Consider the following 19,851-nt stretch of genomic DNA (forward strand, 5'->3'; position numbering starts at 1 on the left):
CGGCAATCAGAGGAAAATCACGTGTATAGAATAAGGGTACATGCTTGCAAAGGGCTGTGCTCAACGCCTTACAGCAATCAGAGGAAAATCACATCTGTCCATCACGAGTGCGCAAAGCATCCACTCTTCCCCGCAAGCCCAGTTCTTCGCTTTCTAGAAATAGATCCTCCCACTCCTCTCCCTCTTGCTTTTCCAGCTCTGTGTGTAACCGCCGACCGGCAAAAATAGCTGCGTTTTCCGTATAGAGCTCCTCGACCTCCTCTAGATAAAATAGTCGTGGGCAGTAGGCCAATGCGTGCAGTGCTGAAACACGAATCAAATCTGAATCTATCTGTGCGGGGAAATCGATTAGTGATGCCGGCATAATCTGATACTCCGAAATATGAAAATATAGAGTTCTTCAGCAATCTTAGAACAGCTTTCTCTTTGAGCAGAGACAAAACTCAGGCTCCACGCAAGATCTTCTCCTGGCAGGGTTAATAGGCTGTTCGGAAATAAGCCTTCGACCTAAGGTTGATAAGTCTAGAACCAACAGCTTGGAATTCTCACGGCTTAGTTTGGGCAAATTTCCGTCCAGGCTAACTCCGGCACATCATCACCTTCAAGAGTTCGGAGTGAGTATCTTCGCCAGCGAGTACCACGCGATCCCACGTGATCAACCCAATACGGCAAGGTCAGGATCCCATCCTCATCTTGAATTAGCCATCTTCCCCCTGAAGGGACTTTCTGAATTGGTCTTACCGAGTTAACTAAGTCACGACTCTCTCCTAGGCTTAGTCCCCCAGATCGGTCAATTAATTCAGGATTTTCAAAGGCTCTTTCCAAGTCATGAGCAAGGGATCCATTGACCAAAACTGCGATTTGCACATCGGTCAGCAATTGTTGGTAGTCAGGACGGGCATTGTTTGGATGTTGAATATCTTTTGTCTTAAAACGACGAAGGGTACGGATCACTGTAGAAAGCTGGGGTTGGCTCAGGAGAGCAATTGCCAGTTGGGATCCGCAATATCGATGCCGATCCCATTCTCCCAGCAGGGAAAGCAACATTCCATAAACAGTAGCCGGTGGCGGCACTGGATAAGTTTCGGCAAACTCCCTGGCCCAAGATTGACGGAAACAGGCGATAGGCACCTCAACCTGGAGCTGAATCATGCTGCCTCCTCACAAGAAATTTGCTGCCTAATCAAGCTGATAAGTTGATCAACTGTTGATTTAATGCCTGGGCTTACATGAGCACCCAACCGGTCTAGCTTCTTCCCGTCCTCAGTTTCGGCAGCGGCTCCTGCCAGCCATAGCTCTTGAGGATCTATATCCCCCACTTGCACTCGACGCACTAAGTCCGGCATGCTGATTTCTCCATCAGAGTTTTCTTCAAAACAGTAGAGCAGGCGTGGCGAAAAGTCGTGTGTCCAGCGCAGGACTATGCTATCCGGTGAAAAGTCATAGAGAAAGCGAGAGTGATTGCCGGCTACTTCCCCCAACGAAACCAGTCCGTTTAACACTTCGATTACTCGGTCTTGCCGGTGGAGCCGAGCAGGAGTCATTGCAAAGCCGTACTGATAGCGAGTAGCATGAACCTCCGTTCCGTAGAGAGAAGTGGGTCCCTTCTGGCCACTTTTCGCGTTGAAGGTTACATCTCCGCTGTAGGGTCGAGTAGAAACTGCCCGAGTTACTTCCAAAACACCTCGCCGAGCAGTGGTAGTGCCCTTTGGTAACTTCTCTCCCTTCTTCCTGGATGAGTTTTCGTCTGAGGCATCTACTTTAGCCCCTTCCGCACGCATAAAGCCTAGGACATCATCATCGATATACCGCTCGGGATCAAAGTTAGGCGCTTGCCACTCGTTGTCGTTGGTTTGATCATTCCAACGTCGGTTAACTTCGCAGCCATTCCCTGAGACCTGCCAATAGTAACGCAGGGCCCAACGGATTGCTTCAGCAGAGACGGTAGTGTGCACCTCATTTTTCCAGAGGATCTTTTGCAGGGTAGTGATGTTGCCGTCATTCTCACCGCGGTTGTTGGCAGCGGTGCCGTAGCTGGTCAAGATGTTGCCAAACAGGTGCAAAGTCATAATCTTCCTCCAAGCTAATTCTTCAAACTGAACTGTTAAGTCGTTGCTACATCAACTTTTTACTTGACTTTCTGGCTCTTGCTTTACACTTTCAGTCCTCCTCTAGCTCGGCAAGTACAATCAAGTCAACATCATCCTCGTCAAGCTCATCCTGAAGTTCTTCCTGTCGCTCCTTGCCTTTGTAGCTGGCCAACGCTAGAAGAGCTAAGTCTCGCGCTTTTTTCCATTCCTTGGGATCCATAACTAAATCCATCAAGTCATCCCAATGCTCTTGGAGTGTCGGTATTCTTCCAGCCCGCGCCCAAAAGCTAGTAATAAACTCGCGGAAGCTTTCCGCGTTTTTGCATCGAGTCAGACCAGTGCGAATACGTATATTTTCTCTGTCGAAGTTAGTAAACTCTCCCCTATCCTGGGTTTTCTGAGATAACCGACCATAGGTAAAGCGAATGGCTTCATGACAAGCCTGAACAAACCAGCGCTCTCTGTCATCCATTTCCGTTTTCATGACCATTTCGTTTAGACCTCCGCGCTCGTAACATAGCTGCTTAAACTGCTCGTTGCTATTAACCTGCTCTGCAAATCCGGCATACCAAGAGTAACCCCTTGCCAGATTTTCAGCAATCATCTCACGAGCAAAACTTGTTGCAATGAAACTGCCTTCCTCTGCTTTTGCCTTGACGACAACTCGATCTAGTAACACTGCTTTGCAGATCTGGTAGTTTTTACAGACGCGATATTCTGCTTCTACAGTAAGTAGATCTGTGCGAGATTTTTGTTGGCTCGACCACGGAACAACGCCTAGAGTTAGAACCTGACATCGTTTTACCTTAAATTCCCTAGCAGATTCTGCAATCCCTTGGTACGTCAAAAACCTAAGCCCAGCATCTCCCAAACTCGAAGCATGAAAATCCTGGTAGGCTGCATAACGAAGCTGGGGATCTTGCCGGTAGCTTGCATAGACCTCCATATCGGTAATCTCGGGAACTACCAGGGCATATTGAGCTTTCTGATCTCGCAGCCGCGAGCGAAGTATGTAGTAGCAGCAAGAAACAGGAGCGTAGAGAAGTATAAAGGCCATCTCTGGAGACTCTTCAAAGCTTGTATCCGAGGGAAATGCATTGTGGCGAACGACTGCACCAGGATTAAGCCAGCCAGCAATGCTAATTGGCTGCTTAAGCCAATTACCGTTTTTATCACATAGATTTTTGGCAAATTCCTGATGGACGTAGCTTTCTAAAGCTTTATACTTGATAATGACAGGTGGATGATCCTCATCAATCTCTAAAGATTGAGTTTGCTCGCCAATAACTTTACGGGTTTTGGCATGTTGTAGAAATGTTCCCAGGATTCCTTGATGGATGACTACCTGGGAGTCTTTTCGCATCGACTTACTGTCGATCCCTCGCAATGCGATTAATCCATTATCAAGTTGGAAAGACTCTTTGAGCAACCAATCAATTACTTCAAAGTCATTTCCCTGCCAGGACAGTTGAACTTGTCGTGGCGTCAACTCCCAACTTAGTGACCCTGGACGCTTTTCTGGTGGAATTTCCTGCTCTAGCTGCTTGAGGGTCATCCATAGTCCGGCTAAACCCGCCCGATGCAGCAATGTTAATCCGGGGTGTCCTAGGTGCAACTTTAATTCGCTCATGGTGTGCCAACTTCCTCGCTGTAGGTGATATATCCAGGCTCTGTGATGAAATAAAACCCGCGTCGTTGCCAATTCCACCACTCTGTCTTTTTATCTGGGATCCGAATTGGAATTGACCAGGCTTGAGCTTCTTGTAGAAAAGCTTGCATTCTCGATAGCTTTTGGCCCTTATCTAGAGCTTTCTTCTGTCTGACTTCAGCAGCCTTCCAAATAGCGTCTTGATCTTCTGCCAGAAGCACTGTTATCGTGTAGCCGGCCTCTCGCAGGGAACTTGGATAAGTGCACCAGTTTTGATCAAGCCATGCTGACTTCACCCTGGCAGGCTCTTCCCGGCTGAGCTGAGAGATGATATCAGCCAGGTCTCGCTGGGAAATATACTCAAGTTCTCTAAGCTGTTCGAGCAGCTGCCGGCCAGTTTCTAATTCTGCTGCGCCATAGGGGAGGTGTTCGTTCCATTCGTAGAAAAGAGCTACACGGGATCCCTCCTGCTCGCTTTTCATTCTTCGATTGAGGCGACCTAGTCGCTGAATTAAAGATGTCGCTGGAGCCATAGCAGAGATAAGCAAGTCTGCACTTAAATCTAAGGACATTTCACAAACCTGTGTAGTAACAGCGAGAACAGGCCCTGGTTGACCAAAAGCGTTAATAATCTGCTCATGCTTTCTAAGTCTGTCTTTATAGCGAAACCGACTGTGATAAATTAAAACTTCGGCTTTAATGTCTTGTAGTTTCTTCTGGGCTTGTTGATAAATGTCAATGCAACTGGCAACTGAATTGGTTACCCACAATACCTTTTGGTTCTCTTGAACTGCCTTAGTAACTTCTGACCAAATGGATTCGGAATTGATGGGATCCTCCTTTAGTTGAATTTCTCGTATTTGATATCGCTTCAGCTCTTCTAGCTCTTGAGGCCCTTCAATGGGATCCCCTATAGGCTCACCCAACTCCCTCATCACTCGCTTAATAGCCTCGAGTTAACCCGGGGTAAAGCTGGCGCTCATCAGCAGTATAGGTGCGTCTCGAAAAGCCTGTAAAAATCTCAGCAAAGAGCCAAACAACTGATTGTCATAGGCATGTACCTCGTCAAAAACGAAGGCAGATTGAACTAGAGCTGGCCAAGAAAATAGTGGTCTTCTATTGTTCTGGATTAACCCTAAAATAGAGTCCACAGTGCAGATAACCAGTTTCTTTCTCCATACTTGCAACGCTGCCAAACGAAACGAATTACCCTCATCCTCTTCGCCTTCGCCGGTCAATAAAAGTTCTCGATCCAAATCTGCTCGTGAGTGCATCAGTGTCTTTTCTATTGGGGATCCCTCGGCATAGTCCAGGTAACCCTGAGTAGCTGTCCCGGTGGTCGGATAGCCAAAAAACAGTCGCCTTCCCGATGCCCACTTTTTCGCCCAAGCGTAGGCTCCCAAGGTCTTGCCTGTACCACAGCCTGCCTTGACCAGTGTTACTCGATGAGTGGCAGCAGCCATTTGCTCTTGGAAAGGACGTAGGGAGCTTTCTCCTAGTTTTTGGGCAATGAGTTGCTCTAGGTCTTCCTCTCGAAGAACCAAGCTTAGTGCACCAGAAATCCAATCTTGCAGATCTTCTCCCTCTGTCGGTAAGATTGACCCTGCTAGATCTGCAGCAATTACTGTTGCTTTGGCAGCAGCCACTAGCACCTTCTGCTCAGGGCTTAAACTTTTGGCAAAGTCTCGAAATTGACTTTCTAGAGCCTTTAGGCAATCTTCTAGACATTCTTTTTCCCAGTTTTTTGAAGCTACCCTTGGAATCTCTGCCGGTAGCCCAAGTCTCTGTGATCCCAGTCTCAGTACAGATTCAAAGTCTGTATGTTCAGTGTAAATGTAGATCCCTAGTCCTGCGCCATCAGGCAACTCTGTAATTCTATGCGATTCCCTACCTTGGGAATCTACTCCTGCTTTGAAGTGATGTCCAATTGCTGCCCAAGTAGCTAAGATCAGCTCCTCTTCAGAAAATGCCTTCCCTAGCCACTCGCGGAATTCTTTGACTTGTAGCGCAAGTATGCCACTTAAAAACTCATGACGAATGAGTTGTTGCCCATTGTGAGCTTTCCAAGCTTTGTCAAGTTTTGCTTTTGACTCAGTGTCTAAGATTGATGACTTGAGATAAACCATCTCCTGGAAATGTTGATTGGCTTTACCCCAGTCGTGCAGATAAGCTCCTAATTTGACAACAGCTCCCAAACGATTTGAGTCACTTAACCCTAACTGCTTGCAAATAGTCTGTCCTAGGCGATCTGAGAAGACTTCAGCCGCTGACAAGACAGCCGCAACATGGCCTGCAAGTTTAGCAGCGCCCCTTGCCTGAGCATACTCTTCTTTAGACTGGTAGCTGGGATCCCATTTTCCCAGCGATTTTGCTAGCAAAAACTTAAACATTGTAGAGTCATCCTCACCTGCACGGCAAAAAGAATCCACAACCCATGCGCCGCCGGCCACCTAGCCCTACCTGCTGGAGGCGAATTGAGTCTTCTTCCTGTAGGTTCTCTACTAAGGTTGAGAAACCTACAATCGTATGCCCTTTAATTCTCAAGGTCTTGCGCAAGGGTTTCCCAGTTTTATCTTGCAGTACTGATACCCGGCCTGAGATCTTAAGCTTCTCTAACTGGTCTTGGGCAGCTTGCACAAATGGATCTGGCTCGGTGTAGCCCTTGATTGTAACAATTCGGGCTTTTAGGGAAGTGCTTGGTTTGAGAGTAAAAATCCTGGGGATCCCTAGCTGTACTTCGTGAGATCCAATCTTCAATTGCTTGCCGGCTAGCTTGTACACCTCCGGCACTGCTTCCATGGGCAGCCGAATTCTAATGTGGGAGTGCGGAGTCAGTAAGATTTTGCCTCGTCTGTCTCCAATTCCCGCTGTTGTCAAAATCCCGATGTGAGGGTTTCGGTGCAGTGTTGGTACTTGGTGGCATAGCGCCGCGAGTAGAGCGTACCCGTGATCTGCTGGGAGGGTAGTTCCTCGCACGGGCAGGCATAGGTCCACTACGGGAGCTTCGTAAGGGACATGTGTTGGGTTTGCCATTGAAGCTTCAGCAGTCATTGAGTGGCTCATCACACAACTGCCACGTAAAACATATGCAAGAAATGCTAGTGAACACAGCTCGCTTCTGTCAAGCAGCGCGCGGCGCCCCAGGGCGATCAGTGGAAAGGGCAGTCAGGGGTGCTAAGGCCTGCTGCCAGCAGCAAGGCACTTTCGACCACAGCAGCCACGTGAAAGTGCTCAACGCCCAGGGGCTTACCTCTGACAATACCATTGGTCTTAGCCCTCTTCAGCCAGGAGGTGATTTTCGGAAGAGTTCCCAGAAGAGGGCTGGATCCCCTACCCCCGCATAGGCAACCTCGAAGGGTAGAGCTTAGGATGGCTTGACCCATCTCCTCTTTATCAGCTCTCTCGCTGCCTATGAACCTGTCATCCATTGCCAAGCCACAGCAGCTTTCTCTTTTGCTGATCGCACTTCAGCTAACTCTGGGAGCGCCGGCGACAGCTCATCCGGTCACCAGTTCTGCAACGGACTCGACGGCGGCGGCCATTCAGCGAGTAACGGAAATTCATGGCGGAGCTGGGCCTTGGGCCGTGGTCGGCTATCGCATGGGGATGCGCGCTCTGCAGGAGCTGGGCTTGATGAGTCCAACTCCCCACACTTCTAGGAACCGTTTTCTGGTGGAGGTCATTCACGAGTCGCCGGCAGAGATCCCGTTTGTGTGCATTGTGGATGGCTTGCATGCTGCAACAGGGGCCAGTTTGGGCAAGTTGAACTTGAAGCTGGTGGAGGTCGAATCTCTTGAAAAAATGCGCAGTGTGGTCATCCATCGAGAGACCGGCAAGCGGGTGGAGTTTCAAGTTTTGCCCGAGTTTATTGACAAATACCGGAACTTGCCCCCGGAACAACTGGCGGCTGCAGGGCAGGAAGTCCTTCAACTAGCCGATGAGAAGCTCTTTCGCCTCGCCATTAGCCCCTAGCAGGGAATATCGCTGCGGGATCCCTTCGGCATTCCTGAGCCAATCAGCTCCAGACCCGAGCGGGTGGCCACCTCTGCCGGATGCTCTCTTTCTGGAACTAACTCTGATTATCGTGGGCTCGCTAGGTACCCCCTAAGGGATCCGGGCTTGAGCGAATACATCTTGAGGGATCACCTTTAGACCCGGCAGGAAATCATCTTGAATGGCTTGGGATCCCGTAAAGGTGCGCGGCGGGGCATCGGGATAGAAGACGGTGATGCTCTTGGCTTGGGGATCCACAACCCAAACCCTGGGGATCCCAGCTTCTAGATAATCGGTTGCCTTCTGAGCTATGGCTCCAAAACTCTGGCCAGGAGAAAGGATCTCGATCACCAACTCGGGAATGGCAAAACAAGGTTCATCGGTCATGGCCTCAACCGGCAACCGCTCGTTAGAGATGTAAGTAACATCAGGAACTGGGATCCAGGGTTCCGCTTTTCGTGTCAGAACAATTGCCCACTCAGTATGTGCTGACCCAGGCTTAGGACACTCAGGGCTAGAGCACCAGTCCTCCAGAATTCGCCACAACACCGGTTGGAGACGAGCATGGAAGCGTTTTGGCGACATGGGTTCGTTTTTGGAGACGGCCCGCCCATCGACTAGCTCATAGACAATATCCCCCTCCGGCAAGGCCAGAAACTGTTCGGGAGTTAGCTTTTGACCTGAAATGGACAACTCTGGAGTCGATAGCATCACAGGATCCCCGTTGTTTAGGATGGCCGAATCTCTGTCTAGGCTAGCTCTGACATCCCCCACCTTCACCGTTTTGAAACAGTTGTCGAGCAGGGATCCAAATCCAGCGGCAAGATGGCTCCACTCAATTTTGGGGGTAGAGATCCCCATCTTTCTGGCACCGGCTGAGCAGAGGATGCCACTTTTCGGGAGAGGATAGGGCAACATTCAACCCAGAACCCTCTCCAGGCAACTTGAGAAGGGGGGGCTTCCAAGCTGCAGTAGCTTGAAGATGCCCGTGCTTCAATGCTTGAAAGCCGTCATCGAGAGGATCCCTATGGCTAATACCCTTTTGACCACTCTAGGCACCAGCCCCTACAGCGAGACGGTGTATGTTTTTGGGGAGCGGAAAGCCGATAGAACCCGTTATGTTGCCAAAGCCCTCTGTCAGCTCTTTGACATCGAGAGGGTGATTGTGCTGCTAACCCAAGAAGCACATGACACCCATTGGAAGCATCTACAGGACTGCCTACCCCCCCACGTGGAGAAAATTGCCAAGGCCATTCCTGAAGGGAAAACCGAGGCAGAGACCTGGGAGATCTTCGATGTGCTGGTCGATAGCATCGAGCCCCATACGCGGCTGGTTTTCGATATCACCCACGCCTTTCGCTCCATCCCCGTACTGGTGCTCTTGGGAGCCGCCCTTTTGCGCAAGGCCAAAAATGTTGAAATCCAGGGGCTCTACTACGGCCTCTACCGCCCTGGCCAGGTCGAAACCCCCATTATCGATCTCACCCCGGCGGTTCGGCTTTTGGATTGGCTGACAGCTACCGACAAATTCATCAGCACCGGCTCGGCCTTGGAGTTGGGCCAACTTTTGGATACAGTTCAACGGGACTTTTACCGCCAACCAAAGCTCGGCAAAAGGGATCCCAAGCCCATCCGGCTGCAGAACTTTGGCCAAGCCATCCGCAATATCTCTCGTTCCCTGGAGCTGGTAAGACCGGTCAGCCTTTTGGAGGATGACTTGCTTAGGTTGCAAAGGCACTCCACCCAGGAGTTGGCAGAAGAGGTGGGCCAATTTGCCAAGCCCTTTGGCTTGCTGTTGCAAAGCATTCAAGACAGCTACAGCCAACTGGCTTTGCCAGCAGACAGAGCTACGGATGCCAAGGCTCAAGTTCAAAAGCAATTTCAAATGCTGCGCTGGTATGTGGAGAAACGCTTCACCACGCAGGCAATTCTCTTAGCTCGGGAGTGGGTGATCTCGGCCCTCTGCTTGTGTGAGGGGCTGCCCAACTACCGCCAGCGGGAAGCGCGGCAGGAGATCGAACACCAACTGGGATCCCTCATTCCACGGGAAGACCAGCCCCAGGCGCCTCCTGACATTGCTGCCCATGTTCCCGATGTGCAGAAACTTGCCAACCTCTGGTCTCGCCTCAGCCAGTACCGCAACGATGTTGCCCATGTGCAGATGAATCCAAACCCTTTGAACAGCGAAGCTCTAGAAAGCTTTGTTTTGCAAGACCTGCTGCCTGGCCTGGAAGAGCTGTTTCCCAAATTGACCTGGGCAGAAGGGAAGTTGGAAGGGGATCTTTCCACTTCTCCGTAGGCTAAAGACATCGGTTCGCCCTCAGGTTCTGGGTTTTTGGTCAAACAACGGCTATTGAGAAATACTGAAGAAAACTGAGGGCTGGCCGGGATCAGATCGATTTTGTTTTGTAGCTTCTGTAGCCACGACATCGGGTGGCTACCGGGGTTTTGTTCCTTGTTCGAGGAGTTCCTAACTGTTCTGTTTCTCCAGCGAAAACACCATGTCTTACTACTGGCAAGCTAAGCTCTGGGGTCTGTTACATGATCCCGCCCTCAAAGCCCTACACGACAGGACTGGCCGCTCCAAGGAAGGGCCGTGGGCCAAACTGGCAGCGATGCAGGGATGGTCTTCTCCCAAAGCCGAGGGATCCCCTCTCAGAGGTGTGGGAGATGCGGATCTCATCGCCTCGGCCAGCGACCGCGCGGCCATTGGCCATTTGCCCATAGCCATCAACTATCAAGTTGAGGATCGCAACTTGGGTCTTGGACTAGAAATGAGCCACTTGCTCTCCGGGCGCAAGCGCTTTTGGCAATTGGCCGATGACCAACACCAAGCCCTCAAGGATGCCCACTCCCGTGCAGACTACCTGATGGAACGGGAGGAGAGCGCCATCCCCGATTGGGTTTGGCAAGAGGAGGATCCCCAAAAAGTGTTTTGGTGGTTTTGGCGGTGCTTTCCCCAGGCCATTTGTCAGGAGTTTGGGGATGAGAGCTTGCTGCTATTGCCGGCAGAAACCCGGCTGCCAGACGGATCCCTGTGGAGCCACGCCAGCGTCACCGCAGCCCTAGCGGGATGTTTGGCCGGCTACGACGAGCCCAAGTTCGCGCGTCCCTTCTTGGTGAGCTTTACCTTCAACCCCATCCAAGAGTTGATCAAAGCCAGCCGCAAGATGCGGGACTTTTGGGCCGGATCCTGGCTGCTGCACTACCTTTCTGCTCGCATGAGTTGGCGGCTTGCCGAGAAATACGGCCCCGACTGTCTGCTCTACCCCAGCCTCTACGGCCAGCCGTTAATCGACCACTGGCTGCGGGAGAAGTACCCCGAATTTGAAGAATGGATCCCTCAACCTTCTGCCAACGCCCTGCTCACCGCCGGTTTTCCCAACGTGCTCCTGCTGCTGTTGCCGGAAGACCGGGTGCAAGCGGCCATGCAGATGGCGCAGCAGACCCTCAAGGAAGAATGGAAGCAGTTGGCCCAGAAGGTGCTGGATTACCTGCAGGGGGATCGCCGCTGGCTGAGGCAGTTGCACCCAGAGGACCCCACCTGGCAGGGATGGCTGGAGCATCAGTGGCAGCACTACTGGGCAGCCGTGCCCCTGGGATCCCCGGCTCATGCCCTCAAGGATACCGGCATCCTCAAGCCCCCTCAGGTTTCCATTGATGAGGATCCCTGGGTCAGCGCCCAAAACCGCACCCATCACCTAGAGGCCAAGCAAAAGCTCTTCGGGGATGAGGAGCTGGAGTTTCTGCGGGCTAGCTTCTGGGATCCCCAAAGACAACAGCGCCGCCAATACAAGGCCGGACTCAACGTGGGATCTTGGTGGGCAGCCGCAGTGGAGCAAAGTCGGCGGCTACAAGCCGCTTGTAAGCAGGCCCGCGATTGGCAGCTCCCCGTTGCGTTTGGGCCGCGCAGCACCGTTTCGGGCTTGGGGCCGGTGGTGCATCCCTCGCCGCGGCAGGGGTGGATAACAGAAGGGGAGAGTCGGCGGCTTTGGCAGCGGCAGGCCGGGCTCTTCGATGGCCGGGAACAGCTCAATGCCACCGAAACCCTCAAGCGGGGCTTGTACAAAGTGCTGCCGGAGCTCTTCCCTGAGCTGGATGAAGACCAGATTGAAGACCAGATTGCCGCTTCCTACCCGGATCTCACGGCTGGGGTGGCTGGCTACCTCAAGACTCACGGGCAACGGGAGCGGGAGCATTTTGAGCAGGCCTGTCAGGCAGTGGAGGCCCGCTACCCGGAGGTCAGAGGGGTGCTGCGGGAAATGCGGGGCAAATGGGGGATCCCGTGGGCCGACCGGCAGAACCTGCGCTACCATCCCCGTCTGCTCAATGCCGGTTGGCTGGTGGAAGACCTGGAGCTGGACGAGGAAACGCAAAGAAGCTACCGGCAGGACATCGAGACGCTTCTAGGCCGCTACTACCCCAGCGTTAACCCCGCCAGTTGGTACGTGCTGGCTGCCGGGGATGGGGACGACATGGGCAAATGGCTCAGGGGCGAGAAGATGAAATCCTACTACGACTATCTGCCTCAACCCCTACAGCGGCTGGCCAACGGGCAAACGGAAGCCATTGGCGAGGTCTTTGGCAAGGACAAGGAGGAGCTGGAGCAAGTCAAAGACGCTTTTCAGAAGTTTGTCAAAAACAGCCGCAAGCGCATGGGGCCTGCCACCCACAGCGCCCTAAGCCGCGCCCTGCTGGATTTTTCCGGCCAGTTGGTGCCCTACCTAACAGAGCAACGCTATGCAGGCAAGCTCATCTACGCCGGTGGGGACGACGTTTTGGCCTACACCAACCTCTGGGAGTGGGATGGCTGGCTGTGGGATATTCGCCAGTGTTTCCGGGGGGGAGAGGATGACTGGCGGGAGTTTGAGAACCTGGGGGACTACTGGCAGTGGAAAAAAGGGCGGCCTCCCGAAGGTTTGAGCCGGCGCCCCCTCTTTACCCTGGGATCCGCAGCCACCATCAGCTTCGGCGTGGTGATTGCCCATCACTCGGTGCCTCTGGCCATTGCCCTGGAAAACCTTTGGCAAGCGGAAGAAGAAGCCAAGAGCCACCTCTATGCCCATGGCTGCCCCAAAGACAGCGTGCAGGTGCGGGTGCTGTTTGCCAATGGCAACCAACTGGTGAGCACCAGCAAGTTCGACACGTTCGACAAGTGGAAGGATCTCCTTGATTTTGACTGGAAGCTCATGGGCCAGCAGCAGGATCAAAGCTCCTTGTTTGAACAAGCGGCCCAGCTTTGGGAGCAACACCCAGCTCCGAGCCTAGAGGCAGTGCGTGAGTGGGCCCGGTTGTTCTGCAGCCGCCGGGATCTCTTCAAACAGGAATCGGAGCAGAAAGAGCACTTCCAGAACAAGCTTGTGGAGTTTATCCAGCATTTTTGGCAGCACAGCCTGCCCGCCCAGCCCCAGGAGTGGGATCTGGAGATCAAAAACTGGTTCAAGTTGGCAGCTTTTGTGCTGCGCAACCGCACCGTTGCTTTGGGGAGGAACAGCCGATGAGTTGGTTTACCCTATCACCCTTGGATGTGTGGATGTTTCGAGATGCTAAGCCCTTTGCCCCGGGAGAGCGGGCCTGGGCCAACAGCAGCTTTCCCCCTAGCGGCCATACCCTTGCTGGTGCTATCCAGGCTTACCTGGGCCAGCCCTTGACGCTGCGGCTGCGGGGCCCCTTTCTCTGCCACGACGAAAGGCTCTATTTCCCTGCCCCTTTGCACCTGGAAGACGGATTCCCCCTTGTTCCCGTTCCTTGGTTGGACAAGACGGATCCCTACTTCCATTGCCACTGGGATCCCACCCGGCCAGCCCCGTTGGTGTCCCTGAGGCCAGCAGAGGAGGAACCCGAACGCAGCCAGAGCAGCAAGAAGAAAAAAACGGGAGGCTATCTGCCCTTCGAGGCGGTGCAAAAGGCGCTGGAAGGCAAAGGCTGGGATCTCAGCCAGGCCGTCAAGCCGCCGTTGAAGTATGAAGTACGGCCCCACAACACCCTGCAGGTGAGCAAGCGGCAAGTGCGAGAAGCCGATGGCTACTTTGTGGAGACCTGCATCCGCCTTCAGCCGGGCTGGAGTTTGGCCCTTTCCATCGAGTGCTGGGATCCCGATCGCGAAGCCTGGGATCCCCTACCCCTTACTCAGGAAGCAGTGCTGCGGCTGGGGGGAGAAGGCCACTGCGCTTTGCTGGCCCCCTGTCCGAAGTTGCAGGCGCAGTGGCAGCAGTTGCAGGCCCTTTCTCAGGCCGCCTTTTGCCAAGCCGGACGCGCTTTGGCCTACTTGGTGACCCCAGGCGTGTTCATCAAGAAGGTGGAGGGACGCTCCCTATGCCGTGCCTGGCCCTGGGAATGGAGATTGGCCACTCCCCACCCCGCCCATCCCCTCACCGGCCCCTTGGTGAGCGTGGCCACCGGCAAGCCCGTTGCCATCAGTGGACGCCTGCGGGTGGATCGCCCCCCAGAGCAGCGGCAGATGAGCCTGCCCGCCCCCCAAGTTTTTGCCGCGCCCCCTGGCAGTATCTACTACCTGGAGCAGCCGGCCCCCCTCAACCAAGAAGAGCCCGAGCTAGAAGATGGCCGGCTCAACGTGTTCCACCGCTGGCGGCTGTTGGGCTATAGCGAGCTCCTATGGCTGCCTTGGGCCAACTGAGTTTTGCTTTCAGTCCTTGAATACTTACTCGCAAAAGGAGCCCATCCATGACTTTTCAGATTGCCTACCTCCATCTATTGACTCCCCTGCACACCGGCGGCACTGCCCAAGAAGGCAACCTCTTGGGGATTGCCCGCGAATCCCACACCCATTTGCCCTACATCCCTTCCAGCACCATCCGGGGCAGGTTGCGGGCCAGCGTGGCCGATAAAGACAAAAAATTTGAGCTCTTTGGCAACGAAATTGGGGAAGGGGATCAGCTGACCCAGGGATCCATTTGGATTGGAGATGGCTCCTTGCTTTGGATCCCGGTGCCCTCCCTCAGCCACGGGGTGGTGTGGATAAGCTGCCCGCTTCTGCTCAAGCGCTGGCTGCGGCTAACAGGCCAGAATCTGTCAGTGCCGGATCCCTATAGCACCAACTTGGGAACAAACCAGCCTATCTACCTCAAAGATGCCATTCTCAAAGAGGGTCTTCGACAATGGTCGGAATGGAAGAGCTACACCAAAGATCCTAATATCAGTCGCGTGATTGTTTTACCAGATCAGCACTGTGCCACCCTCATTCAAATGAGCCTGTGGCGGCAGGTGAAAGTCAAGCTTAGCGAGCACAAGGTTGTGGAAGGAGGCTTCCGCTATGAAGAGGCCATTCCTCCTGACAGCTTGATGTACTTTACCTGGGGGGTTACCGCCCAAGCAAATGGCAGTTCTGAAGAGGCAATGAAAGAGTTTCGAGATCTGCTGCAATCCAACCAGATTATGCAGATTGGCGGCCAGGAAAGCTTGGGCCGAGGCTTTGTGGAGCTGTCTTTGAACTAGATCTCAACCTAGGAGGGAGGTTTTATGAATAGCTTTGACCCGCGTACATTGGCCAAGCCCGTTTACGAATCCCTGTGCCAGCTCAGAGCGCAAACCAGGGATCCAGAAAGGCTAAAAGAGCAAAAAAACCAGGCTGTGGAGCTCTACACCTATCTTTCTACTTGGGGCCTGCTACGCCTCAAGGCCGAAGAAGACGCCCTTAGCCAAGAGGGCAAAAAAGAGGTGGTCAAGGAGTTTTTCGATTGCCTAGAAAAGATCTCCGGTCAAAACGAAATTGCCAAATCCAACGGCCTGGATCGTCTCATGGGGTTGGGAGTTGAAGAGTACCTGGGCTTAACAGGACTGGGACTTGCATTGGCGCAAGAATTCAGCTTCTGGGCTACAGCCATTTACCATGACGTTAGCGGGGGGGACTAATGAGTGTAGCTGTTCCAATCCAGTCTATTTCCCTGTATGAAGGAAGCCAAGTGGTCATCCATTCGCTGACTTGGCAAGACTTTGAGAGCATTTTGGAGGAGTTAGGGGAAGACCGCCGCACTCGCATTGCCTATTACAACGGCACTTTAGAGATTATGTCTCCCTTATCCAAACACGAGCGCCCTCACCGCATTGCCGGAGATATTGTGAAAGCTCTCCTTGATTCTCAAGGGAGAGACTGGGAAGACTTTGGCTCAACAACCCTTAAAAAGCCTGGCAGCGTTGGAGTAGAGCCTGACACCTGCTTCTATGTCAATAACCTAGAGCAGATGCGAGGGTGTGAGGGAAGAATTGATGTTGATCTATTGCCCCCGCCTGATCTGGCCATTGAGTCCGACGTTACTTCCCGGACCTTTATCGATGCCTATAAAGCTATTGGCGTGCCGGAAGTTTGGCTCTTGGGTGAGCGAAGTTTGCGGATATTTATTCTGCAGGGAGAAGACTACGTAGAATCGAGCTGCAGCCGGCTTTTTCCAGACTTTGACATCTCCAGTCTTGTACCTCAACTTATTCGACGCGCCTTAGAAATTGGCACCAGCGCTATGTTGCGCGAATTTCGGGAAACGCTTCGCAATTCCTAATACTGCTTTCCAGCTTTAGGAGAAGATCAAATGCCTAGCAATCGTCCTGCCAACGCTCCACAACCCCTTCCCCGTCCTGGAAGACCAGGCTCACCTCAGCAAGGGGCTCCCAGCCGTCTGCCAAGTTCAGGAAGTCGAGGAGGAGGCCATCCCCCCAATCAGAGAGGGGGGAGTGGTGGTGGAGGGGGCGGCAACCATTCCCAACCTTCTCCCTGGCTAGGGCATCCCTTGGATCCCAACCCCAGCCCAGATCCCACAGCGAGCTTTATTAGCTTTATTGAATATCTGCGTTGGATGAGGGCTCCAGCAACTCCTTTCAAAGACGGAGCCAAAGTCGATCTGGTGCACCAGGCAGAAGCAAAGGCAAACTACGGAGCGCGTCTTCAAGTTCTGAATGCTCGCATCAAACGCATTGCCGGAGAAAAAAACACTTTTCAGGTCACCTGTCCCTGGCGAATTCGGGTAGGCGGAGCCAAAGGCCCGGAGAGCATGCTGCTGCCCGCTTTTGATCACTTAGGGATCCCTTACATTCCCAGCTCCACCCTGCGCGGCGTAGCCCGATCCCAGGCCATTCGAGAGCTGATGCGGGAGCGCAACCTCTCTTGGGAGGAAGCGGACAAAGCTGTAGCTCCTTGGTTTGGTCACCTACAAGCTGACGAACAAGACAGTGCTGGCAAGGTAATTTTTCTGGATGCCTACCCTATGCCCACTCGGCCCCAGAGGCAGGAGGATCCCGATAACTCCAAAACCGGAGGCCTGGCGGTAGATATTGCCAACAATATCTGGAAATGGAATGGAAAAAATCTTGACTACTCGCCTAACCCTAACTTGTTCTTTTCTCTCAAACAAGCCACTTTTTTGATTGGCCTACGCAAAGGCCCCGGCTGTACCGACCAGATATTGGCTCAAGTCAAGGAGTGGCTGATCCAGGGTCTAGAGCAAGGGGTGGGATCCCAGGTGAATACTGGCTATGGCCGGCTGATCCCCCTAGGAAAATCGCTGGACAAGATGCCAGGGGAATTCCTGCGGCTGCCCTTCGAGCTAAAAGGCCAACTCATTCACGGGCGTCAAGTAGCTAACTGGAATCCGGGTAGGAATCGCTATGATAATCGACCCATTGCCGAAGTGCGGCCTGTGGCTTTTAAGAATATGCTGCGCTACTGGTTTCGCACTTTTGCCTTGGGGGTTTTGCCGGTTGTTCAGGTTCAGAAGTGGGAAGGACAACTGTTTGGCTCCATCACCCCCGAGCAGAAACACGGCTGGATCCATGTGGATTTGCTGAACGGCAAAGTCTCTCGGCCGGAGCCCAATCAGCGAAGAGAAGCCGCAGGCCAACAGGAAGGGATCCTTGTCTTGAGTTTTTCTAGCGAGTGCCAAAATTACGCTTCCCAAGCAGAGCAGGAGGCGGTGAAAAGGCTCTTTACTAACCTCACCTGGATGATGTTCCATCTGGGGGGTGTGGGCCAAGGTGCTAGAAGACCCTGCTACTCCCGCCAGGATCGCGACCGGCCTCCCTGGTGGCGCGGCTCTACCCTAATTCCCAAGTCAGAGAGTCCCTTCTGGGAGCTGCCAGGATCGGTGGTCGAGTTTCAGAAGCTTTTCCAAAAGCGACTGGGCAGCTTCTTTGAGGCTCTCAAGACCCTAACCCAGCAAGCCATTAACCCCAACAGCCCACAAAGTTTTGGCCGAGTTGACAGGGATAAATGGCCAGAAGCGGTAGATGCCAACTGCAAGATTGTAGTCTGCAGCGGCCCAGAAGAGTTTAATAAGCCCTATGCTTTGGCTGTTTTGCACAAGGTAGGCAAGATAGCGCCAGGAAAATACGACAAGTTTCTCTGCGGCGACACAGGCACGCGGTCCCCTGTTTGGATTGCAGATTTGGATGACTATCAGGTGGTTACCGTTTTTGGGGCAACTGCGAATCCTAGGAAAACATATCTTGAAAACCTTGAGAGAGGAGCAGTTGGCTTTGCTCAAATCTGGCCATTCCGGTAGTAGGAGGTTAGAGGAGGCTCAACATGTCCAGAAGGAAAATCAACGTCAAAGCTCTAACAAGTCTAATCACAGCTTTAATCAACGGCTCGATCACGCTGGCCATCCTGATAATTGCTCCTTTGGGATTGGCAGCCGTGATTACAAACACGATCCTTGTCATGATTGCCAGCTTCTTTTCGGGCAGTCTGGCAGAGATTTTGATGGGTTTCTTGTCAAGTCCTGAAATTGATGTTTACCGGAGCGTGGCCGCTCTAAACCCGGCAATGCCATAGAGCAGAGGCGAGGCGCTGAAGATCTGCGTCGTCATGACGAATAATGCGAACTTTATATGTCTCTCAGCAGGGGTGTAGGCTAAGCCTTAAGCAAGAGTTCGTAATGGTCTATTTGGGCGAGTCGCTCTTGCAGGAGGTGCCTTTGCCCTTGCTGGAGCAAATTTTAATCTTTGGCCGATCCCAGGTAACCACCGATGTGGTGAGAGAGTGCTTGAAGCGTAATATCCCCATCGCCTATCTCTCGCGGCTGGGCTACTGCTACGGTCGCCTTATTCCCATTGCAAGGGGCTACCGCCGCTTGGCCCACTTGCAGCAAGCACTGCCGGAGACATGGCGATTGCAAACGGCAGCTCAGATGGTGCAAGCCAAGCTTCTCAATAGCCGAGTGCTGCTGATGAGGCAGCTCAGGCAACGCCCCACTGAAACAGGGGATCTAACCCTGCGCAGTCTGGAACATTTGGCTGCTCAAGCTCTTGAGGCCAAGTCTCTAGATCAATTGCGGGGCATTGAAGGAGCGGCTGCGGCTCTGTATTTCCCGGAATTGGGAAATTGCCTTCAGCAAAGGGGCTTTGTTTTGCTTAACCGCACTCGACAGCCGCCCACTAACCCGGTTAATGCCATGCTCAGCTTTGGCTACATGGTGCTCTGGAACCATCTATTAACCCTGATTGAGCTGCAAGATTTGGATCCCTATCAGGGTTGCTTGCACGCTAGCAGTGAACGCCATGCTGCTCTGGTTTCGGACTTACTGGAAGAATTTCGGGCGCCTATTGTAGATTCAATAGTCCTCTGGCTGATCAACAAGGGCATTATGAACATCGAAGAAGACTTTGAGCATCGCGATGGTGGCTGTTTTCTAAGTGATAGTGGCAGGAAAAAGTACCTTACAGCTTTCATCCAAAGAATGGAGGGATCCATCCAGACCCCTGACGGAGATCAACCCCGCTGGGATCTGCTAACGCAGCAAGTTAAAAAGTTTAAGCAATCCGTCTATAATCCTCAAGATTTGTACCAGCCCTACCGGATTCGCTGATGTTTCTTTATGTTGTTACCTACGATACTCCCTGCGACAAGCGACGCAAGAAAATTGCCGACCTGCTAGAAGGCTACGGCAAGCGCGTGCAATACAGCGTGTTTGAGTGCGTCCTCGACAAAGACAAGTTCGAGGAGCTCAAACTGCGGCTCCGCAAGAAGATCAAGCCCGAGGAAGACAGCGTCCGCTTCTATCCGCTCACTAGCTATGTCCTCGCCCAGGTGGAAATCTGGGGTGGGCCTGCCCTGACTGCACCCCCCAGCTCGGTCATTGTGTAGCTCAGGCAAGTCTGATACATTTACGCTGA

The 19,851-nt window shown here is 52.9% G+C and carries 19 protein-coding genes; 11 read left to right on the forward strand and 8 right to left on the reverse strand.

The genetic code is table 11. The annotated features are described in order from the left end of the window. Positions 1–88: 88 nt before the first annotated feature. The 7 genes from NW819_RS05080 to cas6 form a co-directional block, all read right to left on the reverse strand. On the reverse strand, positions 89–364 hold the full coding sequence (locus tag NW819_RS05080) for a hypothetical protein (protein WP_414352069.1): 276 nt from the start codon (positions 362–364) through the stop codon (positions 89–91). Positions 365–552: 188 nt separating this feature from the next. After that, the gene (gene cas5 / locus NW819_RS05085) at positions 553–1,152 is read right to left on the reverse strand and encodes a type I-MYXAN CRISPR-associated protein Cas5/Cmx5/DevS (RefSeq protein WP_414413084.1); all 600 of its coding nucleotides are present in this window, start codon (positions 1,150–1,152) and stop codon (positions 553–555) included. Further along, entirely contained in the window at positions 1,149–2,069 is a 921-nt protein-coding gene (gene cas7i / locus NW819_RS05090; protein WP_414413085.1) for a type I-B CRISPR-associated protein Cas7/Cst2/DevR, read from the reverse strand. The genes cas5 and cas7i overlap by 4 nt, the downstream gene beginning before the upstream one ends. Before the next feature lie 91 nt (positions 2,070–2,160). Then, a complete protein-coding gene (cas8a1, locus tag NW819_RS05095; protein WP_414413086.1) occupies positions 2,161–3,720 on the reverse strand; it encodes a type I-MYXAN CRISPR-associated Cas8a1/Cmx1 in 1,560 nt (519 codons plus the stop codon). Continuing rightward, positions 3,717–4,673, reverse strand: coding sequence for a CRISPR-associated helicase Cas3' (gene cas3, locus NW819_RS05100; RefSeq protein ID WP_414413087.1), 957 nt, complete (start codon positions 4,671–4,673; stop codon positions 3,717–3,719). Before cas3 ends, cas8a1 begins: the two co-directional genes overlap by 4 nt. A 21-nt stretch (positions 4,674–4,694) precedes the next feature. Beyond that, positions 4,695–6,188, reverse strand: coding sequence for a CRISPR-associated endonuclease Cas3'' (locus NW819_RS05105; RefSeq protein ID WP_414413088.1), 1,494 nt, complete (start codon positions 6,186–6,188; stop codon positions 4,695–4,697). Further along, on the reverse strand, positions 6,142–6,801 hold the full coding sequence (gene cas6 / locus NW819_RS05110; RefSeq protein WP_414352074.1) for a type I-MYXAN CRISPR-associated protein Cas6/Cmx6: 660 nt from the start codon (positions 6,799–6,801) through the stop codon (positions 6,142–6,144). Before cas6 ends, NW819_RS05105 begins: the two co-directional genes overlap by 47 nt. A gap of 348 nt (positions 6,802–7,149) precedes the next feature. Between cas6 and NW819_RS05115 the strand changes: the two genes are divergently transcribed. Continuing rightward, positions 7,150–7,710 carry a formylmethanofuran dehydrogenase subunit E family protein gene (locus NW819_RS05115; RefSeq protein WP_414341810.1) on the forward strand — a complete coding sequence of 187 codons (561 nt, stop codon included), beginning with the start codon at positions 7,150–7,152 and terminating at the stop codon, positions 7,708–7,710. A gap of 132 nt (positions 7,711–7,842) precedes the next feature. Here NW819_RS05115 and NW819_RS05120 read toward each other — a convergent pair whose 3' ends face one another. Then, a complete protein-coding gene (locus NW819_RS05120) occupies positions 7,843–8,592 on the reverse strand; it encodes a Uma2 family endonuclease (RefSeq protein ID WP_414413089.1) in 750 nt (249 codons plus the stop codon). Between the two features lie 166 nt (positions 8,593–8,758). Here NW819_RS05120 and csx2 point away from each other — a divergent pair, with 166 nt between their 5' ends. The 10 genes from csx2 to cas2 all read left to right on the forward strand — a co-directional run bounded on the left by csx2 (position 8,759) and on the right by cas2 (position 19,822). Then, positions 8,759–10,030, forward strand: coding sequence for a TIGR02221 family CRISPR-associated protein (gene csx2, locus NW819_RS05125; RefSeq protein WP_414413090.1), 1,272 nt, complete (start codon positions 8,759–8,761; stop codon positions 10,028–10,030). A gap of 202 nt (positions 10,031–10,232) precedes the next feature. Further along, on the forward strand, positions 10,233–13,232 hold the full coding sequence (cas10, locus tag NW819_RS05130; RefSeq protein ID WP_414413091.1) for a type III-B CRISPR-associated protein Cas10/Cmr2: 3,000 nt from the start codon (positions 10,233–10,235) through the stop codon (positions 13,230–13,232). Next, complete coding sequence (locus NW819_RS05135) at positions 13,229–14,368, forward strand: type III-B CRISPR module-associated protein Cmr3 (protein WP_414413092.1); 1,140 nt, start codon at positions 13,229–13,231, stop codon at positions 14,366–14,368. The genes cas10 and NW819_RS05135 overlap by 4 nt, the downstream gene beginning before the upstream one ends. A 47-nt stretch (positions 14,369–14,415) precedes the next feature. Beyond that, complete coding sequence (gene cmr4, locus NW819_RS05140) at positions 14,416–15,186, forward strand: type III-B CRISPR module RAMP protein Cmr4 (protein WP_414413093.1); 771 nt, start codon at positions 14,416–14,418, stop codon at positions 15,184–15,186. 24 nt (positions 15,187–15,210) lie between these two features. After that, the gene (locus NW819_RS05145; protein WP_414357349.1) at positions 15,211–15,603 is read left to right on the forward strand and encodes a hypothetical protein; all 393 of its coding nucleotides are present in this window, start codon (positions 15,211–15,213) and stop codon (positions 15,601–15,603) included. Next, positions 15,603–16,244 carry a Uma2 family endonuclease gene (locus NW819_RS05150; RefSeq protein ID WP_414413094.1) on the forward strand — a complete coding sequence of 214 codons (642 nt, stop codon included), beginning with the start codon at positions 15,603–15,605 and terminating at the stop codon, positions 16,242–16,244. The genes NW819_RS05145 and NW819_RS05150 overlap by 1 nt, the downstream gene beginning before the upstream one ends. Positions 16,245–16,538: 294 nt before the next feature. Continuing rightward, the gene (locus tag NW819_RS05155) at positions 16,539–18,239 is read left to right on the forward strand and encodes an RAMP superfamily CRISPR-associated protein (protein WP_414413095.1); all 1,701 of its coding nucleotides are present in this window, start codon (positions 16,539–16,541) and stop codon (positions 18,237–18,239) included. Positions 18,240–18,262: 23 nt separating this feature from the next. Beyond that, positions 18,263–18,511, forward strand: a complete 249-nt coding sequence (csx18, locus tag NW819_RS05160) for a CRISPR-associated protein Csx18 (protein ID WP_414413096.1) — start codon at positions 18,263–18,265, stop codon at positions 18,509–18,511. Positions 18,512–18,554: 43 nt separating this feature from the next. Next, complete coding sequence (cas1, locus tag NW819_RS05165) at positions 18,555–19,544, forward strand: CRISPR-associated endonuclease Cas1 (RefSeq protein WP_414413097.1); 990 nt, start codon at positions 18,555–18,557, stop codon at positions 19,542–19,544. Further along, positions 19,544–19,822, forward strand: coding sequence for a CRISPR-associated endonuclease Cas2 (cas2, locus tag NW819_RS05170; protein ID WP_414329659.1), 279 nt, complete (start codon positions 19,544–19,546; stop codon positions 19,820–19,822). The genes cas1 and cas2 overlap by 1 nt, the downstream gene beginning before the upstream one ends. Positions 19,823–19,851: the final 29 nt, after the last annotated feature.

The organism is Synechococcus sp. R8-2, from assembly GCF_047461715.1.
Lineage (GTDB): Bacteria > Cyanobacteriota > Cyanobacteriia > Thermostichales > Thermostichaceae > Thermostichus.